The organism is Pseudomonas sp. GL-R-26, assembly GCF_019947365.1.
In the GTDB taxonomy this organism is placed as follows: Bacteria; Pseudomonadota; Gammaproteobacteria; order Pseudomonadales; family Pseudomonadaceae; genus Aquipseudomonas.
In genome coordinates this window covers 21910-40440 of the sequence record NZ_JAGYGI010000021.1, presented here as the reverse complement: position 1 = coordinate 40440, position 18531 = coordinate 21910, and the positions used below count along the sequence as shown (strand labels likewise).

General features: G+C 60.3%; 21 protein-coding genes and 2 pseudogenes. 6 read left to right on the top strand and 17 right to left on the bottom strand.

What is annotated here, in order from left to right; genetic code table 11:
* Nucleotides 1-14: 14 nt before the first annotated feature.
* Together KGA96_RS20860 and KGA96_RS20855 are read right to left on the bottom strand one after the other, a co-directional pair.
* Nucleotides 15-458, bottom strand: a complete 444-nt coding sequence (locus KGA96_RS20860; protein WP_046037671.1) for a hypothetical protein — start codon at nucleotides 456-458, stop codon at nucleotides 15-17.
* A 106-nt stretch (nucleotides 459-564) separates the two neighbouring features.
* On the bottom strand, nucleotides 565-1194 hold the full coding sequence (locus KGA96_RS20855; protein ID WP_046037672.1) for a hypothetical protein: 630 nt from the start codon (nucleotides 1192-1194) through the stop codon (nucleotides 565-567).
* 235 nt (nucleotides 1195-1429) lie between these two features.
* Here KGA96_RS20855 and KGA96_RS20850 point away from each other — a divergent pair, with 235 nt between their 5' ends.
* On the top strand, nucleotides 1430-2635 hold the full coding sequence (locus KGA96_RS20850) for an MFS transporter (RefSeq protein WP_223467183.1): 1206 nt from the start codon (nucleotides 1430-1432) through the stop codon (nucleotides 2633-2635).
* A gap of 92 nt (nucleotides 2636-2727) precedes the next feature.
* Here KGA96_RS20850 and KGA96_RS20845 read toward each other — a convergent pair whose 3' ends face one another.
* Nucleotides 2728-3132: a type II toxin-antitoxin system HicB family antitoxin gene (locus KGA96_RS20845; protein WP_007983297.1), complete on the bottom strand. Its 405-nt coding sequence runs from the start codon at nucleotides 3130-3132 to the stop codon at nucleotides 2728-2730.
* On the bottom strand, nucleotides 3132-3344 hold the full coding sequence (locus KGA96_RS20840; protein WP_080925240.1) for a type II toxin-antitoxin system HicA family toxin: 213 nt from the start codon (nucleotides 3342-3344) through the stop codon (nucleotides 3132-3134). The genes KGA96_RS20845 and KGA96_RS20840 overlap by 1 nt, the downstream gene beginning before the upstream one ends.
* A 237-nt stretch (nucleotides 3345-3581) precedes the next feature.
* Here KGA96_RS20840 and KGA96_RS20835 point away from each other — a divergent pair, with 237 nt between their 5' ends.
* Complete coding sequence (locus tag KGA96_RS20835) at nucleotides 3582-4301, top strand: SDR family oxidoreductase (RefSeq protein ID WP_223467185.1); 720 nt, start codon at nucleotides 3582-3584, stop codon at nucleotides 4299-4301.
* A gap of 149 nt (nucleotides 4302-4450) precedes the next feature.
* Complete coding sequence (locus KGA96_RS20830; RefSeq protein ID WP_223467187.1) at nucleotides 4451-5332, top strand: LysR family transcriptional regulator; 882 nt, start codon at nucleotides 4451-4453, stop codon at nucleotides 5330-5332.
* Nucleotides 5333-5470: 138 nt separating this feature from the next.
* Here the strand turns inward: KGA96_RS20830 and KGA96_RS29945 are convergent.
* The 13 genes and pseudogenes from KGA96_RS29945 to ccmA all read right to left on the bottom strand — a co-directional run.
* A pseudogene (locus tag KGA96_RS29945) lies at nucleotides 5471-5612 on the bottom strand (phosphonate metabolism protein PhnP); the annotation flags it as partial.
* Nucleotides 5603-6169: a phosphonate metabolism protein/1,5-bisphosphokinase (PRPP-forming) PhnN gene (phnN, locus tag KGA96_RS20820; RefSeq protein WP_046037766.1), complete on the bottom strand. Its 567-nt coding sequence runs from the start codon at nucleotides 6167-6169 to the stop codon at nucleotides 5603-5605. The pseudogene KGA96_RS29945 and the gene phnN, both read right to left, overlap by 10 nt.
* A pseudogene (locus tag KGA96_RS20815) lies at nucleotides 6169-6764 on the bottom strand (alpha-D-ribose 1-methylphosphonate 5-triphosphate diphosphatase); the annotation flags it as partial. The pseudogene KGA96_RS20815 and the gene phnN, both read right to left, overlap by 1 nt.
* Before the next feature lie 752 nt (nucleotides 6765-7516).
* The gene (locus KGA96_RS20810; protein ID WP_223467189.1) at nucleotides 7517-7924 is read right to left on the bottom strand and encodes a hypothetical protein; all 408 of its coding nucleotides are present in this window, start codon (nucleotides 7922-7924) and stop codon (nucleotides 7517-7519) included.
* A gap of 14 nt (nucleotides 7925-7938) precedes the next feature.
* Nucleotides 7939-9141, bottom strand: a complete 1203-nt coding sequence (gene ccmI / locus KGA96_RS20805) for a c-type cytochrome biogenesis protein CcmI (RefSeq protein WP_223467191.1) — start codon at nucleotides 9139-9141, stop codon at nucleotides 7939-7941.
* On the bottom strand, nucleotides 9134-9607 hold the full coding sequence (locus KGA96_RS20800) for a cytochrome c-type biogenesis protein (RefSeq protein ID WP_046037676.1): 474 nt from the start codon (nucleotides 9605-9607) through the stop codon (nucleotides 9134-9136). The genes ccmI and KGA96_RS20800 overlap by 8 nt, the downstream gene beginning before the upstream one ends.
* Nucleotides 9604-10140 carry a DsbE family thiol:disulfide interchange protein gene (locus KGA96_RS20795; RefSeq protein ID WP_046037677.1) on the bottom strand — a complete coding sequence of 179 codons (537 nt, stop codon included), beginning with the start codon at nucleotides 10138-10140 and terminating at the stop codon, nucleotides 9604-9606. The genes KGA96_RS20800 and KGA96_RS20795 overlap by 4 nt, the downstream gene beginning before the upstream one ends.
* The gene (locus KGA96_RS20790; protein WP_046037678.1) at nucleotides 10137-12125 is read right to left on the bottom strand and encodes a heme lyase CcmF/NrfE family subunit; all 1989 of its coding nucleotides are present in this window, start codon (nucleotides 12123-12125) and stop codon (nucleotides 10137-10139) included. Before KGA96_RS20790 ends, KGA96_RS20795 begins: the two co-directional genes overlap by 4 nt.
* Nucleotides 12126-12128: 3 nt before the next feature.
* Nucleotides 12129-12584 carry a cytochrome c maturation protein CcmE gene (gene ccmE / locus KGA96_RS20785; RefSeq protein ID WP_046037679.1) on the bottom strand — a complete coding sequence of 152 codons (456 nt, stop codon included), beginning with the start codon at nucleotides 12582-12584 and terminating at the stop codon, nucleotides 12129-12131.
* A complete protein-coding gene (ccmD, locus tag KGA96_RS20780) occupies nucleotides 12581-12757 on the bottom strand; it encodes a heme exporter protein CcmD (RefSeq protein WP_007983322.1) in 177 nt (58 codons plus the stop codon). The genes ccmE and ccmD overlap by 4 nt, the downstream gene beginning before the upstream one ends.
* A complete protein-coding gene (locus KGA96_RS20775) occupies nucleotides 12754-13509 on the bottom strand; it encodes a heme ABC transporter permease (protein ID WP_046037680.1) in 756 nt (251 codons plus the stop codon). Before KGA96_RS20775 ends, ccmD begins: the two co-directional genes overlap by 4 nt.
* Nucleotides 13510-13582: 73 nt before the next feature.
* Nucleotides 13583-14251 (bottom strand): heme exporter protein CcmB, encoded by a 669-nt coding sequence (ccmB, locus tag KGA96_RS20770; RefSeq protein WP_007980754.1) that lies wholly within the window; start codon nucleotides 14249-14251, stop codon nucleotides 13583-13585.
* Nucleotides 14248-14883: a cytochrome c biogenesis heme-transporting ATPase CcmA gene (gene ccmA / locus KGA96_RS20765; RefSeq protein ID WP_046037681.1), complete on the bottom strand. Its 636-nt coding sequence runs from the start codon at nucleotides 14881-14883 to the stop codon at nucleotides 14248-14250. The genes ccmB and ccmA overlap by 4 nt, the downstream gene beginning before the upstream one ends.
* A 199-nt stretch (nucleotides 14884-15082) precedes the next feature.
* On the opposite strand from ccmA, the gene KGA96_RS20760 reads away from it, so the two are divergent.
* The 3 genes from KGA96_RS20760 to KGA96_RS20750 all read left to right on the top strand — a co-directional run bounded on the left by KGA96_RS20760 (nucleotide 15083) and on the right by KGA96_RS20750 (nucleotide 18523).
* Nucleotides 15083-16657 (top strand): flagellar hook-length control protein FliK, encoded by a 1575-nt coding sequence (locus tag KGA96_RS20760; RefSeq protein ID WP_223514831.1) that lies wholly within the window; start codon nucleotides 15083-15085, stop codon nucleotides 16655-16657.
* Nucleotides 16654-16983: an EscU/YscU/HrcU family type III secretion system export apparatus switch protein gene (locus KGA96_RS20755; RefSeq protein WP_223514829.1), complete on the top strand. Its 330-nt coding sequence runs from the start codon at nucleotides 16654-16656 to the stop codon at nucleotides 16981-16983. The genes KGA96_RS20760 and KGA96_RS20755 overlap by 4 nt, the downstream gene beginning before the upstream one ends.
* Nucleotides 16984-17137: 154 nt before the next feature.
* On the top strand, nucleotides 17138-18523 hold the full coding sequence (locus KGA96_RS20750) for a hypothetical protein (protein WP_223514827.1): 1386 nt from the start codon (nucleotides 17138-17140) through the stop codon (nucleotides 18521-18523).
* The last annotated feature ends 8 nt before the right edge of the window (nucleotides 18524-18531 follow it).

Here is an 18531-nt window from a genome sequence, read left to right as displayed (position 1 = left end):
TTGTGGCTGCCATTTCAGCTCAGTTTGCCGCAGAAAATATTCTGGTTCCCGTCGGCCGGGCTTTCACGCACAACCAACGAATAGCCGCCCGCTCGAAGAGTCTCGTAGGCGATCGGTGCGCTTTTCCAGAAATACTGGTGCGACGCTGCTGAATAGAACCTCGCATTCGGCCCGTCGTTCATGTCATAGGCCGGTTTCGCACCCAGGCTCGCACAGCTTCCCGGATAGATATAAGCCTGCAAACGGCCCGGCAAAGCACTACCCATGCTTTCGCCACTGACCGCAAACCAGAACACCGTTGCATTACCGTCGGACATCATGATGGGCCGGGCGATTCTCCCGGCATTGATGGAAGTAGCGTTCAGGGGAACGTTGGTGACCTGACGATCAGGCACCGTCGAGCACCCGGAGATCGACCCAACCGCTACCACCAACGCCAGCGACGATACGATTTTCATCGTGATACTCCCGCTTGAAAGGACGCGTTGAAGTGATCCCCCTGTTGATTCTAGTTGTCAGGCAAATGTGGGCATTTCTTCGGATGGTCGGTCAGGCCTGCAAAGACTACATCGGTGGCGTCACGCCATCCTTGCCCGCCGAGATGGATTGAGCCGTGAGCGTGCCGTCAGCACCCTGGGTCACAAAGGTCACGATCTTCACGCCCACCTTCAACAGGCTGCGATCGGCCGGTATCAGGTTGACGATAGGTACGTCTTCGGGCACCAGGATCTTCTGTTGGCCGCCCTTGTAGTTGACGGTCAGCACCCGCCCATTGCTCACCACCAGGTCGCCGACGCTGCCGTTGGTCATGCTGCTGCCCTTGACCAGGTCAAACGGCCGATGACCATCGCCACTGCCGGCCAACTCCGGCGGGAATACATGGACCTCCAAGGCCTTGAGGGTGCCATCCTCCTGGGGAATAGCGGCGCTGCCGATGTAGCTACCGGGCTTGATGTCTTCGATGTTGGCCAGGGTCACGGCGCGGACCTTGGTGTCCTTGGTCAGGTTGATCACCACGTTGTCGCCGCTGTTGGCGTGGACTTTCAAAATGTCCGGACTGACGCCAGTAATCTCGCCACGCACCCCGATGCGCGTGCCCGGCGCATCCTCGGCCTGGACCAGGCCAACGCTGAAGACGCTGATCAAGGTAGCGACACAAGCGCGGCGAATCAGCTGACGAAACTTCATATTCATGGGACGGCCCTCCGGTGGCAAGACAGGAAGAGAGAACATAAGCACGCTATCGAACAAGATGTAAGTGAATGTATCATTCACCTGCATAGTTCTGACGCAAGGCTCTTCGACGGACGACACACGCGTTCGTCAGTCATTCCGCAATGGAATGATTGCTATCACTCCAATCCCACTTCCGCCGTTTCAGTCAGCCCATTAGCCTGCGCGCATTCCTTTCCGTATAGCGAGACCCGTTATGAACCCAGCGACCCAGGTGTCCCACGGCACCGCGACAATGACCCGAGGCATGGTGCTGCTGTTCGCCTTCTGTTGCGGCGCGATTGTCGCCAACATCTACTACGCCCAGCCGATCATCGGCCTGATCGCCCCGGACATCGGCCTGACCAACTCCATGGCCAGCCTGATCGTTTCCCTGACCCAGATCGGCTATGCGCTGGGGCTGTTTTTCCTGGTGCCGCTGGGGGATCTGCTGGAGAACCGTCGGCTGATGATCATCACCACCCTGGTGGCAATAGTCAGCCTGCTGGGCGCCGCGCTCACCGATCAGCCGAACGTGTTTTTGCTGATTTCGCTGTTGGTGGGGTTCAGTTCGGTTTCAGTGCAAATCCTGATTCCGTTGGCCGCGCACCTGGCGCCGGAAGAAACCCGCGGCCGTGTGGTGGGTGGGATCATGGGCGGTTTGTTGCTCGGCATTCTGCTGGCCAGGCCGGTGTCCAGCGTGGTGGCCGACCACTTCGGCTGGCGGGCGATGTTCATGATTGCCGCGGTGTTGATGGCAGCCATCAGCATCGTGCTGGCCGTGACCATTCCCAAGCGTGAACCTGATCACAGCGCGTCCTATGGCCAATTGCTGGGCTCACTGTGGACGCTGTTGCGCAAACAACCGGTCCTGCGCCAGCGGGCGTTTTACCAGGGCTGCATGTTTGCCACCTTCAGCCTGTTCTGGACCGCCGTACCACTGGAACTGGCGCGCAATCACGGTTTGTCGCAAAGCGAGATCGCGATTTTTGCCCTGGTGGGCGCCATCGGCGCCATCGCCGCACCCATCGCCGGGCGCCTGGCCGACTCAGGCCACACCCGCATCGCGTCGTTACTGGCCCTGCTGTTCGCCAGCCTGAGTTTCATGCCGGCGTTTATCCATCCGGCCTACAGCATCATCGGCCTGGCGGTAACCGGCGTGGTGCTCGACTTCTGTGTGCAGATGAACATGGTCCTCGGCCAGCGCGCGGTCTACGCCCTCGACGGCAAAAGCCGCAGCCGCCTGAATGCGCTGTACATGACCAGCATATTCATCGGCGGCGCCTTCGGCTCTTCGGTGGCCAGCGCGGTGTACGAACACGGCGGCTGGTTGTGGATCGTGATCGTCGGCAGCGCGTTTCCGCTGTTGGCGTTGTTGCGGTTCTTGAGTGTTTCGCAGAAGGCTGCGCTGGCGACGGCGTAAGCTTTAAAGCTTCGCGAGCAGGCTTGCTCCCACAAGGTTTGCAAGCAACCTGTGGGAGCGAGCCTGCTCGCGAATGCCTGCAGCGCCCCGATTTATTGCCGAACCAGCTTCTCCATCGCCGCATCCGCCAGAAAGGAGGAGCGGCTTTTGACGTTGTGCTCGCGCACATAGCGGTCGATACGCTGGATCACATAGCCGGGCAGCGTGACATTGACCTTCTCGGTCTTGCCCATGTACGGCGAGATGTCCAGTTCCAGCATGCCCCAGCCCATGTCGGCGAACTCGGGATTGCCACGGTGCAGCGCCGCTGAAGTCGGCATCGGAATGGTATCGCCGTCTGCTGCCATCTCCTGCAGCATGATGTGGGCAATTTCGACGGCTGCGTTGTAAGCCTCTTCAAAGGTATCCCCGGCGGTCACCGCACCTGGAATATCGGGGATCTGGATACCGATGGCGGTGTTCTCGTCGCCCCATTCGATACAGATTGGATATTGCATTATGGATCTCCTGCGTAACTGGCTGGCGGGCAGTAAAGCCCGGCTCGCCGCCTGATGCTCTTGACCGTCCCGATCGGTAAATCCTTTTTTGGATGAGGGACGGGAACGGTGTACGGGTTGTAAGGGTGCGTGAAGATATGATGACTGCCAGTGACCCGGTCCAGGGTCCAACCCGCTTCCACCAACTCCTTGATCAATAGCCTGCTCTGCACCACCAGCCTCCTTGCTTGGCAAAAACAAAAATAACCCTAGAGTTATCTTTACTCAAGCACAAAAACCCGAAGAGCGACGCCTGGTTGTTTTACAGAGTGTGATGAAAGCCCCTGATGAAAGCCCTGCCTTTCCCGATTACACTCAACGCCCAGAGCCTGAAGCGATGCTGGATGCGATTCGCGGCTGCCCCGTTCAATTGCCGCCCGGCCGGCGGCATGCCCTTACAAGGAGTTGCCATGACCCGACGTACCTTTCTCATCACCGGCGCCAGCAAAGGCATTGGCCGGGCGGTGGCCGAGCACCTGGACCGGGCCGGTCATCGTGTGGTGGGCATCGCCCGCAAACCCGACCTGACGTTCCCGGGCATTCTGTTTCCGCTGGACCTGAGCGACCGAAAGCTGACCCGAGAAGTGCTGGAGGAGTTGGCCAGGGTGTACGAGTTCGATGGATTGGTGAACAACGTCGGTCTGGTGCGTCCGCAAGCCCTTGGCGAAATCGATCTGGATACCTTTGACGACGTAATGCGGGTCAATCTGCATTCGGCCTTGCAGGCCACCCAGGCGCTGTTGCCGAACATGCGCGCCAAGGGTTGGGGCCGGGTGGTCAACATCTCCAGCCTGACGGTACTCGGGATTGCCCAGCGCACGGCGTATGCGGCGGCCAAGGCTGCGCTGGTCAGCTTCACCCGCTCGTGGGCGCTGGAGTTGGCACAAAGTGGTATCACGGTAAACGCCGTGGCGCCGGGGCCGACCGAAACCGAACTGTTCCGCACCAACAATCCGCCGGGCAGCGAAGGTGAAGCGCGGTATCTGGCCAGCGTACCGATGGGCCGCCTTGGACAGCCACAGGAAATCGCCTCGGCGATAACGTTTCTGTTGTCGGAGCAGAGCGGGTTCATCACCGGGCAGACGCTGTTTGTCGATGGTGGTGCTTCGGTGGGTAAAGCCGCGTTTTGACTGTCGCCATATACCCCTTGTAGGAGCGAGCCTGCTCGCGATAGCGCTTTAACATTCAACATTGATGCTGACTGTCATGCCGTCATCGCGAGCAGGCTCGCTCCTACAAGGGACTTTCGACACTTCCGGATTTTGCACAAGGACCCTCAATGGACCGTCTCGGCGCAATGGAAACCTTCGTCTACGTGGTGGAAACCGGTTCGTTTTCCGCCGCCGCCCGGCGCCTGAAAATCGGCCAGCCGGCCGTGTCGAAAACCATCGCGCAACTCGAATCGCGGTTGGCGGTGCGGCTGTTGCTGCGTTCGACCCGGGGCCTGACGCCCACCGAGGCCGGGCTGGCCTTTTTCGAACGGGCCAAGCGCGCCATCGAAGAAGCCGACGAGGCCGATAACGCCGCACGGGGTTCCGCCGGCGGGCTGAGTGGCAACCTGCGCATCTGCGCGCCTGTCACCTTCGGCCGGCTGCACATCGTTCCGCACCTGGGCCCCTTCCTGGAGCAAAACCCGGCGCTGGACATCGACCTGATGCTCGATGATCGCAACGTCAACCTGGTGGAAGAAGGCGTCGATATCGCCCTGCGCCTGGGCGTGTTGAGCGACTCGAGGCTGACCGCGCGCAAGATCGCCGAATGCCGGCGCATGGTACTGGGCACACCGGCCTACTTTGAAAAACACGGCGAGCCCACCTGCCCCGCCGACCTGAGCAAGCATCAGGCCATCCTCTACACCCTCGGTAGCGCCGCCAATTGGCAGTTCAACAAGGCCGGCGAGGAGCAATCGGTGAACATCAGCGGCCGGATCCGCGTCAATGCCGCCGAAGGCCTTCGTGAAGCCGTGCTGGCCCATCAAGGGCTGACCATGGCCTCGCAATGGATGTTCGCTCCGGAACTGGCCGACGGTTCGGTCCGGGAAGTGATGAAGGACTGGGCACTGCCGAACCTGGATCTGTGGGCGGTGTTCCCCACCGGGAGAATGGCCAGCGCCAAGGCTCGGGCGTTTGTGGAGTATGTGCAGGGGTTGTTGATGAAGTAAGTGTGACAGCCCCTCAATCAAGATCAAAAGATCGCTACAACACACACCCATCAAACCCGACCCTGACATTCGCCGGCAATTCACCCCGATATTCCATCAACCAGGCATCCAGGGTATGCCCGACATGGGTCAATACCGCCGACTTCGGCTGCAACTCATCAATGCACTGCAGGGCCGATCAACCAGCGCTGATCGTGGCGGGCCGCATCGTAGCCACGCACTCATAGCCATAGACCGGCACTTGCCGGGCATCACCGGTGCCCAGCAACGTCAGGCGCATGGGGCTTGCTCGTCAATGCAGGCCAGCAAACGTTCGACCGTAACCTCCAGCGGCCCGGAGTTGTCGAGCAGGTGCACGGCCGGATCTTCAGCCAACAGCCGCTCGTTGAATCGGGCATTGCGCGCCAAGCGCTGATCGATCTCGATCAGCGACTCACGCCCGCGCTCCAGCAGTCGTTGACGCAGCACCGCCTGGTCCACGGTCAGCAACAGCACCAATGCCTTCGGATAGCGCAGGCGAGTGTTCTGCAAATGCCCCCGCGAGCCATTGACCAGCACGTCGTGCCCGGCGGCCAGCCAGTCGTCGATTTCCCGCGGAATGCCATAGGACAGGCCATTGGCGTGCCAGCTCAGGGCAAACGCGCCTTCTGCCTCCATTTCGGCAAACTGCTGCGGGCTGACACCGAGTGCCGCCTCGCCCACGGCTTCCGCCGAACGGGTGATGACCCGCCGCACGATACGGCAGCCGCGTTCTGCCAACTGCTCTCGCGCCGCATCCAGCAGGCTGTCCTTGCCCGAACCTGAAGGCCCGATGAGATAGATCAACCTGCCCGCCATCAAAACACCCTCTTCGCTTGTCGCCATACTTGCTGGACCTTCGGTAAACCGCTTCGGCCAAACAGATCCGCTCACTCTGTACCGCCAGCTCGAACGCCGATGCAGCAGGCTCGCCGGGAAGTCGTCGCTGGACAGAATATTCAGCAAACCTTCGCCGGCGAGATCTGCGACGGCCACGCTACCCGAGTGCGGCCGCCCGCGCACGATGTTCGGTGCGCTTATCAACACATTCATTCCGTGCTCCCGGTAACCAAATTTGGCCTCGACGGTGGCCAGGAACTCGGCGATGGTCATGCCGTAGCGCGCCGACTCCTCGATGTGGGTAACGGTCGCTGTACGTGCGCGAGTTGGCCATTTGCAGCGTGATGAATTCATCCATCTGCGTCGTGGTCAGGTGGTACGTGATCATGTAGTACTCACGGTACTTGGATTCCAGTACGAACTGGCGCTGACCCGGCGAGTGGTCCATCACCGACACCAATTGCACCAGCGGGCTCTCCACCAGATCGCGGAACACGCTGAAGATGTCCGGGTGGCACAGCACGCAGTGCAGGTGCAGGCGGAGTTCGGCTCGGGTCAGTCTGGCGTCGGAGGCTGTGGGAGCGTGGCTTGCCCGCGATGGCTATGTGTTGGTAGATGTGTTTTTTACTGGTGTACATGTCCATTGCTGTGGTCACGGCCACTTACGGTTCCGCCCTTACGGCGGGTCACTTTCGAAAAGCCGGAGTGTCGGCCCAGGCGAAAGTAACCAAATGCTTTGCCCCTGACGTTCGGCCTCTCGAGGGGGCAAGAAGATCAAAAGCCAAAGCAAAAGCGGGTTGAGGGCTTTTCCTCAACCATAGAATCTCCCACAGAAGAGCAAAGGCAGAGCGGCGTACACCCACGCTCCTCACCACTCAACAGGCCGAGCGTTAGCTCGCCTGCAGCTCTTGATCTTGATCCACCCGCCCCCTCGGCAGGCTGAGCGGAGGTGTTCATCCGGGGATTGGCGCGCAGCGCCGTTCGACGCAGTCGAACTCATTGCATGTAGGTCGAAGCGAAGCCGACCGGAGGGCAATGCCCCCGGATGAATACCGCAGCGAAGGAACGCCGAGCCTTAGCGAGGGGCCGTACGTAAGGGGCGAGACCTTTTGGTCACTTTTGGGGCGTTTGCCAAAAGTGACCCGCTGTAAGAGCGGAACCATAAGTCGTCGTTACCGCAGAAACGGATATGTACACGATCAACAAAAGACAGGTCGGCTGTCAGGCCGCCTTCGCGAGCAGGCTCGCTCCCACAGGGTCCAGCAGTGGCCCGGCAATCACATTTCCCAGCCAAGAAAAAGGCAACCCGAAGGTCGCCTCTTTGCACTACTGCCCGAACTGCCGCCCCAGGCCACCCGGTACACCGTGGATGTCAGTATCTTCCCACGGCCCGTTCGGACCGATCGACCGGCTCCAGCCGTTATCCCAGCGGTAATAGGTACGCTGGCGATAAAAGGTATTGGGCTGGTCATCCAGCACATACACCCCAAGCTTCGGATCCCAATGGCTATTGCCCCCAGGTGGTGGCGCGAAGCTCGCTGAGGTGCGTGGCAACGGCTTGGAAGGTTTGGCCGGTATGGTCGGCTTGCTCGGTACGGGCGACGTCGATGGTGTGGGGCTCGGCTGCGACGGCGGGAACGGTGGTGGTGCCTGATGTTCCGTTGGTTGCTGGACCGCACAAGCGCTTAACCCCAAAACAGCGCTGAGCAGGGCAATACGAGCAATGGCGGTCATGGTGGCGTTTCCTGTTATTTATCCGGGCTGTCGATGGTCAGTGTTTGCGGCGCGGTGGTGCTGCTGGCCAGTGGCTGGCTGCGACCGATCCATTCGCCGGCGGTCGGTTTGCCGGCACGGGAAATGCGCGCAACCAGTTGGACTTCAGGGAAGTTCGACAGTTTCAATTGCGGCATCATTGCGTCGGCATCACCCAGTTCGACGGTCACCGGCAGGTCGGCCACGGTCATGCGCTTGACCGCCAGCGGGGCCGGAGGACCGGAGATCGCACGGGCGAAGATGAACACGCTGTCGCCAGGCTGGACCTTGGATTTGAGGTCCGCCGCCAGATCGACGCTGACCTTGAGCAGCGCCGAGGCCTTGGCCGCCGGTGCTTGCGCAACCTTGCCACCACTGGCAACAAGCTTCTCCGTGGCCCGGGTAATCCCGCCTTGCAGCGCCTCGCGGGACTGGTCTTCCGGCGGCAATTGCGCCAACAGGCGATTCCAGTAATCGATGGCGTCCTGATAACGCTCGCTTTCAAACGCGGCAATGCCAAGCAAGCCAAGGCTGGTGACTTCTTTCGGATCGGCCTTGAGCGCTTCGTCGGTCAGGGCCTGGACCTTGTCCGACCACTTCTTGCCATCGGCGAAGTACTGGGCCTGAGCCCACTGACCGAGCAGCTCCGGCTGACGACCAGCCAGGTTCACGGTTCGCTCGAACATCTTCGCCGCGTCCGCCGGGCGATCTTGAGCCATGTAGGTGCGACCGAGGAAGTACATGCCTTCAGCGGAATCCGGCTGAGCGGCGACCACGCGCTCCAGGCGCTTGGTCATCTCTTCCATCGACTGCGGTGCCTGCGCGAACTCGCGAGTCAGCTCAACCTTGTCGCTGGCACCGTAATGCATGTACAGCCCCAGGCCCAGCACCGGCACCAGAATGGCCGCCAGCAACGGCAAGGGTTTGCCCAGACGCGACACCTGCGGTGCTTCAGCGCCTTCGGTGTCCGCCAGCAACTCACGGGCAGCTTCGGCGCGACCGGCGTCCATTTGCGCCGCATCGAGCACGCCCTCTTCCTGCTGAGTCTGCAACTCAGCCACGCGCTCCTGATAAAGCGCGACGTTCAGGGCGGTACGATCCTCTTCACGCTGGGCGCGACGGCTGCGCAGCACCGGGATCAATAGAAAACTCAGGGCAACCAGAAGCAGCAGACCTGCAGCGAGCCAGAAATCAATCATTCTTGGTTTTATCCAACAGGTGGTCGAGGCGCGAGCGCTCCTCGGCAGAAAGCGAGTCCGGGGTGCCGGCGCGTTGCACGCGACGACGGCGGACGATCACCGCGATGATCACGACACCGCCCAACAGCAGGCCGGCGGGGCCGAACCAGAGCAAGGCGGTCTTGGCGTTCAGCGCAGGCTTGTAGCGGACGAAATCACCGTAGCGATCGACCATGAAGTCGATGATCTGCTGGTTGTCCTTGCCCTCGCCGAGCATGCGGAAAATCTCTTTGCGCAGGTCGGCGGCAATCGGTGCGTTGGAGTCGGCGATGTCCTGATTCTGGCACTTGGGGCAACGCAGCTCCTTGGTCAGTTCGCGGAAACGCTCGCGGTCACCTTCCTTGGCGAACTCGTAAGTGTCGATGGCCGCGTGGGCCATGCCGGCCATGCTCAAACCGATAACGGCGGCAGCAATCCAGCGCTTCATGGCTTGACCTCGTCGACCAGCGCCTGGTACTTGGCCGCCAGTTTTTCGCGCCAGACCTGCTCGTCGATCACGCCGACGAACTTGTCACGGATGATGCCCTTGGCATCGATGAAGAAGGTTTCCGGGGCGCCGTAGACTCCGAGGTTCAGGCCCAGCGAGCCTTGGTCGTCACGAATGTCCAGTACATACGGGTTGTGGAAGTCCGTCAGCCACTTCAAGGCATCGGCGTTGGTGTCCTTGTAGTTGATGCCGTAGATCACCACGCCTTGCTGTGCCAGCTTGTTCAACACCGGGTGCTCGACCCGGCAGGAAATGCACCAGGTGCCCCAGACGTTGACCAGCGCCGGTTTGCCGAGGATGTCAGCGCGGGTCAGGGTCTTGTCGCCCTGCACCGTTGGCAGGGAAAACTCCGGGAACGGTTTGTTGATCATGGCCGAAGGCAACTCGGCCGGATCCAGGTACAACCCTCGGTAAAGGAATACAGCAACCACCAGAAAAATCGCCAGTGGCAACAACATCAACCAACGCTTCATGCAGTGGCTCCCGACATGCCCAGTGCTTCGCGCACGCGGCTTTTGACCTTGACCCGATATCGCCGATCCAGCGCCGCCAGCAACCCGCCTAAGCCGGTCAGCAAACCGCCGAACCAGATCCAGCGCACGAACGGTTTGACGTGAACGCGCACAGCCCAGGCACCGTTACCCAAGGGTTCACCGAGGGCGACATAGAGGTCGCGGGTGAAACCGGCATCGATGCCGGCTTCGGTCATCACTGAGTTCTGCACGGTGTACAGGCGTTTTTCCGGGTGCAGCACACTGACTTCCTTGCCATCGCGGATCACGCGAACCGTGCCCTTGTCGGAGGTGAAGTTCGGGCCTTCGAAATGCTTGGCGCCTTCGAAGACGAACTGATAACCACCCAGGTCCATGGATTCGCCCGGCGCCAGGCGCAGGTCACGTTCGGCACTGTTCTGGCTGGACAACACGACACCCAGCGCACACACGGCAATGCCCAGGTGCGCGACCTGCATGCCCCAGTAGCTGCGGGTTAGGGTTGGCAGGCCTTTGATCAGGCCCTTGTGGCGGGTCTTGTCGAAGATGTCACGCACACCGGCCAGCAACACCCAGGCGGCGAGCATGAAGGTCGCGAGCACGGCCCAGTTGAAATCGCCGTAGGCGACGCCGGCCACTACTGCCAGCGCAGCGCTGCCGAGCAGGACCGGGGTGAGCATGCTCACCAGCCATTTCACCGGTGTGTCTTTCCAACGCACGATCACGCCGACCGCCATCACCACCATCAGCAACGCCATCAACGGAATGAACAGCGCGTTGAAATACGGCGGGCCGACGGACAGCTTGGCGCCGGTCATGGCGTCCAGAATCAGCGGATACAAGGTGCCGAGCAGGATCATCGAGGCCGCTACCACCAGCACGAGGTTGTTGCCCAGCAGCAGGGTTTCCCTGGACCAGAGGTTGAAGCCCACCTGGCTCTTGACCACCGGCGCGCGCAGGGCGAACAGCGTCAGCGAACCACCGACCACGAACAGCAGGAAAATCAGGATGAACACCCCGCGCTCTGGGTCGGAGGCAAAGGCATGCACCGAGGTCAGCACGCCGGAACGCACGAGGAAAGTACCCAACAGGCTCAGCGAAAACGCAGCGATGGCCAGCAACACGGTCCAGCTCTTGAACACGCCACGCTTTTCCGTGACCGCCAACGAGTGAATCAGTGCGGTGCCCACCAGCCACGGCATGAACGAGGCGTTTTCCACCGGGTCCCAGAACCACCAGCCGCCCCAGCCGAGTTCGTAGTACGCCCACCACGAACCCAGGGTGATGCCGATACCGAGGAACGCCCAGGCCACGATGGTCCAAGGACGCGACCAGCGCGCCCACGCGGCATCCAGGCGACCGCCCATCAGCGCGGCGATCGCGAAGGCGAAGGCCACCGAGAAACCGACGTAACCCATGTACAGCATCGGCGGGTGAACGATCAGGCCGATGTCTTGCAGCAGCGGGTTGAGGTCGGCACCGTCGCTGGGCATTTGCGGCAGGATGCGCTTGAACGGGTTGGAGGTCATGATCAGGAACAGCAGGAAACCGGTGCTGATCATGCCCATCACCGCCAGCACGCGGGCCAGCATGACCTGCGGCAACTGCCGGGAAAACACCGACACCGCGAAGGTCCAGCCGCCGAGAATCAAGGCCCACAACAGCAGGGAACCTTCGTGGGCACCCCACACGGCGCTGAACTTGTAGTACCACGGCAACGCGCTGTTGGAGTTGTTGGCCACATAAGCGACGGAGAAGTCATCGACCATGAAGGCGTAGGTCAGGCAACCGAAGGCAAACACCAGAAAGGTGAATTGCCCCCAGGCGGCCGGCTGGGCCAGGCTCATCCACAGGCGGTCACCGCGCCAGGCACCGAACAGCGGCACCACGGCCTGAGCCAGGGCAAAGCACAGGGCCAGGATCATCGCCAGATGACCCAACTCGGGAATAAAGATGCCGGACGTCATGGATCAACCCTCCTTCGCGGGCGTTGGAGCCGATTGACCGCTGTCTTTCAACGCCTTGGTCACTTCCGGCGGCATGTACTTCTCATCGTGCTTGGCCAGCACTTCATCGGCCACGACCACGCCATCGGCATTGAGCTTGCCCAGGGCGACGATGCCCTGCCCTTCGCGGAACAGGTCCGGCAGGATGCCGCGATAAGTGATGGTCACGGATTTGTTGAAGTCGGTGACGACGAACTTCACGTCCAGGGAATCACTGGATCGCTCAAGCGAGCCCTTCTCGACCATGCCGCCGGCGCGAATGCGCGTATCTTGTGGGGCTTCACCGTTGGCGATCTGGGTCGGTGTGTAAAACAGGTTGATGTTCTGCTGCAGGGCGCTCAGGGCCAGGCCGACGGCAGCGCCGACCCCGACCAGGATCGCGAGAATGATGATAAGACGCTTTTTGCGCAGCGGATTCACTTGCCGTTCTCCCGGCGCAGACGACGCGCCTCTTGTTGCAGATACCGCTTGCGGGCCAGGATCGGCGCCGCCACGTTGAGGGCCAAAACCGTCAGGCAGATGCCATAGGCTGACCAGACATACAGGCCATGATGACCCATAGCAATGAAGTCGCCGAATGAAGCAAAACTCATCGAGCGACCTCCAGGCTGTTTTCCACTTCGGCTTTGACCCAACTGGCCCGGGCTTCGCGCTTGAGCACTTCAAGACGCATGCGCAGCAGCAGGACCGCACCGAAGAAACAGTAGAAACCCAACGCCGTCAGCAGCAGTGGCAGCCACATCTCGGCGGGCATCGCCGGTTTTTCGGTGAGGGTGAAGGTCGCGCCCTGGTGCAGGGTGTTCCACCACTCCACCGAGTACTTGATGATCGGGATGTTGATCACACCGACGATCGCCAGCACCGCACAGGCCTTGGCCGCGCTGTCACGATTGCTGATGGCGTTGCCCAGCGCAATGAGACCGAAGTACAGGAAAAGCAGGATAAGCATGGACGTAAGGCGTGCATCCCAGACCCACCACGAGCCCCAGGTCGGCTTGCCCCAGATCGCTCCGGTGACCAGCGCCACGGCGGTCATCCAGGCACCGATGGGCGCTGCGCATTGCAGGGCGACGTCGGCCAGTTTCATTTTCCACACCAGCCCGACGATGCCGCACACCGCCAGCATCACGTAGATGGACTGGGCCAGCATGGCGGCCGGGACGTGGATATAGATGATGCGGAAGCTGTTGCCCTGCTGGTAGTCCGGCGGCGCAAAGGCCAGGCCCCAGACCACGCCAACGCTGATCAGCAGCAACGCCGCGACGCTCAGCCAGGGCAGCAGTTTGCCGCTGATGCCGTAAAACCATTTGGGCGAGCCAAGCTTGTGAAACCACGTCCAGTTCATACTGTTTCCATCACGGTTGCTCTTTACTGTGAAGAGCCAGGGTCTTTACTGGTTATTTTTTAACCAGACCTCATTATTCGCCGACGCTGATCTTCAAGCCAGCGGCTATTGCAAAAGGTGTCAGGGTTATCGCCAAGGCGGTCAGGCTGCCAAGCCATAGGAGATAACCGGTCGCCGGCATTCCCTGCAAGGCAGCCTGCAAGGCGCCACTGCCAAGGATCAACACCGGGATGTACAACGGCAGTATCAGCAGTGCCAGCAACAGGCCACCGCGCTTCAAGCCCACCGTCAGTGCCGCGCCCACCGCACCGAGCAGGCTCAGTACCGGTGTACCGAGCAGCAACGAAAGCAGCAACACTGGCAGACAGGCGGCAGGCAAACCGAGCATCAGCGCCAGCAAAGGCGCGAGCAAAACCAGTGCCAGGCCGGAAAAAGCCCAGTGTGCCAGCACCTTGGCCAAAACCAGAAGAGCCAGGGGGTGCGGCGAAAGGACCCACTGCTCGAGGGATCCATCCTCGAAATCACTGCGGAAAAGCCCGTCCAGCGAGAGCAAAACCGATAAAAGTGCCGCGACCCAGACCAGTCCCGGAGACAAGGTTTGCAACAATTGAGACTCGGGTCCGACCGCCAACGGGAACAGGGACACGACGATGGCGAAGAACACCAGCGGATTGGCCAGTTCCGCCGGACGGCGGAACAGCAGACGAGCCTCGCGGGCGACCAGCAGGCCGAAAACACTCATACGGCCCAGCTCCCAAGATCGATGTCGCGATAACCGGCCGGCATCCGGCTCAGCGTGTGATGAGTGGTCAACACCACCATGCCGCCGCGCTCGCAGTGGCCGGCCAGATGAGATTCAAGCTGTGCCACGCCCTGCTTGTCGAGGGCGGTAAAGGGTTCATCGAGGATCCAGAGCGGCGGACTGTCCAGATACAGGCGCGCCAGGGCAACGCGGCGCTGCTGACCGGCAGACAGGGTGTGGCAAGGCACATCCTCGAATCCGCGCAGGCCGACCGCGGCCAGCGCCTGCCAGATCGCCTCGTGGGTCGCCGGATGATGCAAGGCGCACAGCCAGCTCAGGTTCTCTTCCGGCGTCAGCAAATCCTTGATCCCGGCAGCGTGGCCGATCCACAGCAGGTTGCGCGCCAGCTCACCGCGTTGTTCGTTCAGCGGCTGACCGTTGAGCAGCACCTGACCGGCGGTCGGCTGCATCAGCCCCGAGAGCAGGCGCAACAGGCTGGTCTTGCCGCTGCCGTTGGGGCCGCTGATTTGCATCATTTCGCCACTGGCCAGTCTCAAATCGAGATTTTCGAAGAGCAGCCGAAGGTCTCGCTCACAGGCAAGGGCAACGGTTTGCAGGACAGGACTGGTCAAGGGTTCACGGGCCTTATACGGTTCAAGTCGGCTCTGGCGCGGCCGTTAAAGAGATGCAGCATAGATGCAATGACGTCTTGTTCTAGAGAGCTGCGTCAAACAATTGCAAAGTTTTCGCCATTTTTGGATACAACGGCGCGGCATTATACATGCCATGCCTTACTCTAAAGAGTGCATTTTCCTCAGGTTGTGACCGCGTATGACAGGCGAAATGAACATCCTCCCGCTACCGCAAACCCTCCCGGCGACGTCACGCCCGCAGGTGGTCAGCGGCGAGCTGCTAAAATTGCTGACGCCGGTGGAGGGGTTGATCGGCGTCGGTCAAACCGCCCAAGCCGAAGTGTTGTCGCTCAAGCAGGCGGACCAGACTTTCCAGATGCTGCTCAAGGTCACCCTCGACAGCGGCCGCCAGACCACGGTCCAGACCACCAGCAATCAACCGCTGGCCCAGGGCACCACGCTGCTCGTCAGCCAACCCTCGGCCGGCAACCTGGCCGTGACGGTGCAGCAGGCCATTGCCTCCAACGTCGCCACCCTCACCCGCCTCGACACCGCGCAACTGCCCGTTGGCACCCTGCTACAGGGCAAAGTGCTGACCTCGCAAGTGCTGCCTCAGGTGCCCGGCCAGCCCATGGTGTTTCGCTCGATGGTGGGCCTGCTCAATACCGCACTGAGCGGCAGTACCCTGAGCATCGACAGCCCACAGCCCTTGCGCATCGGCACCTTGCTGAGCGCGCAGGTGCAGGACGCCCAGACCGTGAAGTTCGTGCCCCTGAGCAGCCGACAGGAACAACTGGCGGTGACCCGGCAACTGGTCGACCAGCAAAGCCGCCAGGGGTCGCTGGACGGCTTGCTCAAGCTCCTGCAGAACCTTGCGCCCTCGGACCAGACATCCGTTGAATTACGCAACGTCGCTGCCCGGTTGCTCGCCGGCCTGCCGGATGTTCAACAGTTGAGCACCCACAAGGGCCTGGCCCAGGCCCTGGCCAGCAGCGGTGTGTTTCTCGAAAGCAAACTGCTGACCGGGCAAAACCCGACACTCGCGCCGGACATGAAGGGCGACCTGCTCAAACTGGTTGCGCAGTTGAGTCAGGGCTTGCCGGCCAACACCAGCCTCGGCGCGATCATCGCCGCCAACACTCTGGCCCAGGCCATGCCGAACTTTGTCCGCAATGCCCTGGGCATGCTCGGCCAGGTCAGTGCCAAGCCGTCGCCGACCGGTTTCCCGCTGCCCGAACGCCAGTTGCAAGGCGCCGATGGTGAAAACGACCTCGAACACCTGCTTCGCCTGGCCGCCGCCGCGGTTTCGCGCCTGCAAAGCCATCAACTGTCGAGTCTGGAACAAACCGGCGTAACCGCCGACGGGCGGCTGATGAGCACCTGGCAGCTGGAAATCCCGATGCGCAATCTGCAAGACATCGTGCCATTGCAGCTCAAGTTCCAGCGTGAGGATGCGCCCGAAAAAGAACAGCCAAAGGAACGTCGCGAAGAACGCGAACCCAAACAACAGCTGTGGCGTGTGGAGCTGGCCTTCGCCATGGAGCCTTTGGGGCCGCTGCAAATTCAGGCGCAACTGATCAAGGGCAGCCTCTCCAGCCAGCTCTGGGCCGAACGGCCTTACACCGCCAGCCTGATCGAAAGCAATCTGGCCGGGCTGCGTGAGCGCTTACTGTCCGCCGGCCTGAACGTCGGCGATCTGGACTGCCACCTCGGCACACCGCCCCAAGGCCCGCAAACCCGCCTCGAACAACGCTGGGTCGACGAAACCGCATGAAAAACCCCAACGCCCCACGCCAGGCCATCGCCCTCAAATACGACGGCACCCACGCCCCCACCCTCACCGCCAAGGGCGACGAAGCGCTGGCGGAAGAAATCCTGCGCATTGCCCGCGACTGCGAAGTGCCGATCTACGAAAACGCCGAGTTGGTGAGGCTGCTGGCGAGGATGGAGCTGGGGGACAGCATTCCGCAGGAGCTCTATCTGACGATTGCCGAGATCATTGCGTTTGCGTGGAGTTTGAAGGGGAAGTTTCCGGCGGGGCAGGGTCCGGATGCGCTGATGGTCGAGAAGGACATTACTGAGCGTGGCGACGACTACTGATACGTTCAGTCGTTGCCCGTCCATCGCTACTGTCAGATCTGACAGTAGCGAGCATGCCTGTTTGAATATTGAATGATGCTTGTAGCGCCAGTGCTACTTCACGGGCTACACGCCCTGTACCCGTGAGCCCATCCCTCCAGGACTGGTCATCGTCATGAAAATCAATGTTCAAACACCTGCTGATAACACACCCTTTCTTGATCCGTCATTTGGACAAAACGGGAAAATAATACACATGTTTCCTGGTACCACTACCTCCCATGTCGCTGGTATGGCGATGAATGCAAACGGAAAAATCATCGTAAGCGCAACGACCTATGGCAACGATGATCAACAGTTTGGCCTGATGCGGTTAAATGAAGACGGCAATGTCGATACACAGTTTGGCGGAAGTGGTTCAAGTGGATATATCAGAGGTAACTTCTTGCCTGGAGTCAGGGCACTGGGCGGTGGGGTTTCAGTTCTGCCGGATGAAAAAATCCTGTTGTCGGGCTTCAATTACGGTGAACAGGGGTACCAGCATGTTTTGGCACGCTTTAATGACGATGGAACACCTGACACGGAGTTTGGTAAAAACGGGCAGATCATCATTGATCTTCCATTAACCGAACCACTTTCAAGAACCCAGCACAACGAACATGCACCCACGGCTTTCAGCATAGCGGACAGTGCGACAGTCCAATCCGATGGAACGATATTGTTGACTGTGCACGCTGCAGTTAAAGGTCAAGACGGATACGGGATTGTCATGCGGTTCCTGGCGAATGGCGTGCTCGATACAAGCTTCAACAATAGCGGGTCCGTAAAACTCAAGTTTGACGGTTATCCCGTAACCCTATCTCGACATGCACTCCAAGCGGATGGAAAGATCCTCGTCTTTGGCGGAGTCCAGAAGGAATTCGAACATGGACTTCTGGCCCGACTTGACATTGACGGGCAACTTGATACCTCATTTGGCGCTGGCGGATTTACAACTATCAGCTACCCAAAACACTTAATCCACTGCAATCAAGTCTCCATAAAACCGGATGGGCGACTAGTCGCTATAGGCATTGCTTACACTTATGCTGAAGACGGCTTGGGAACCAACGACTGTATGGTGATGGGTTTTACAACAGACGGTAGACCCGACACCGCGTTCAATGAAGGCAAACCAGTTATTACACAACCCAGACCGAAAGACTGCTACTGGTTGGGGGGAGCGTCATCAATCGATGACACCACGACGACTATCGGTAATGCTCATGGACGGAGCGGTAGTGGACACAAAAGTGAGTTCCTCGTAGGCCGCTACCTGGCAAATGGGCGTCTGGATCTTCGCTTCGCCAATGGCATTGGATGGAGAACGATCTCAGTGTTTGGCATTGAGGATGCCGCGAAAACCTATGCATTGTTGCCCGACGGGAAACTATTGATAGCTGGAAACAGTTGGGTGTCTACAAGCCACCAAATGTCATTCGTTCGACTCGCGAATGGCCGAAGAGGACAAATCGCTATAAAAATCGCCCGAAAGCTCGAACAGCGTTCGGACGATCTTTGATCTGCGTT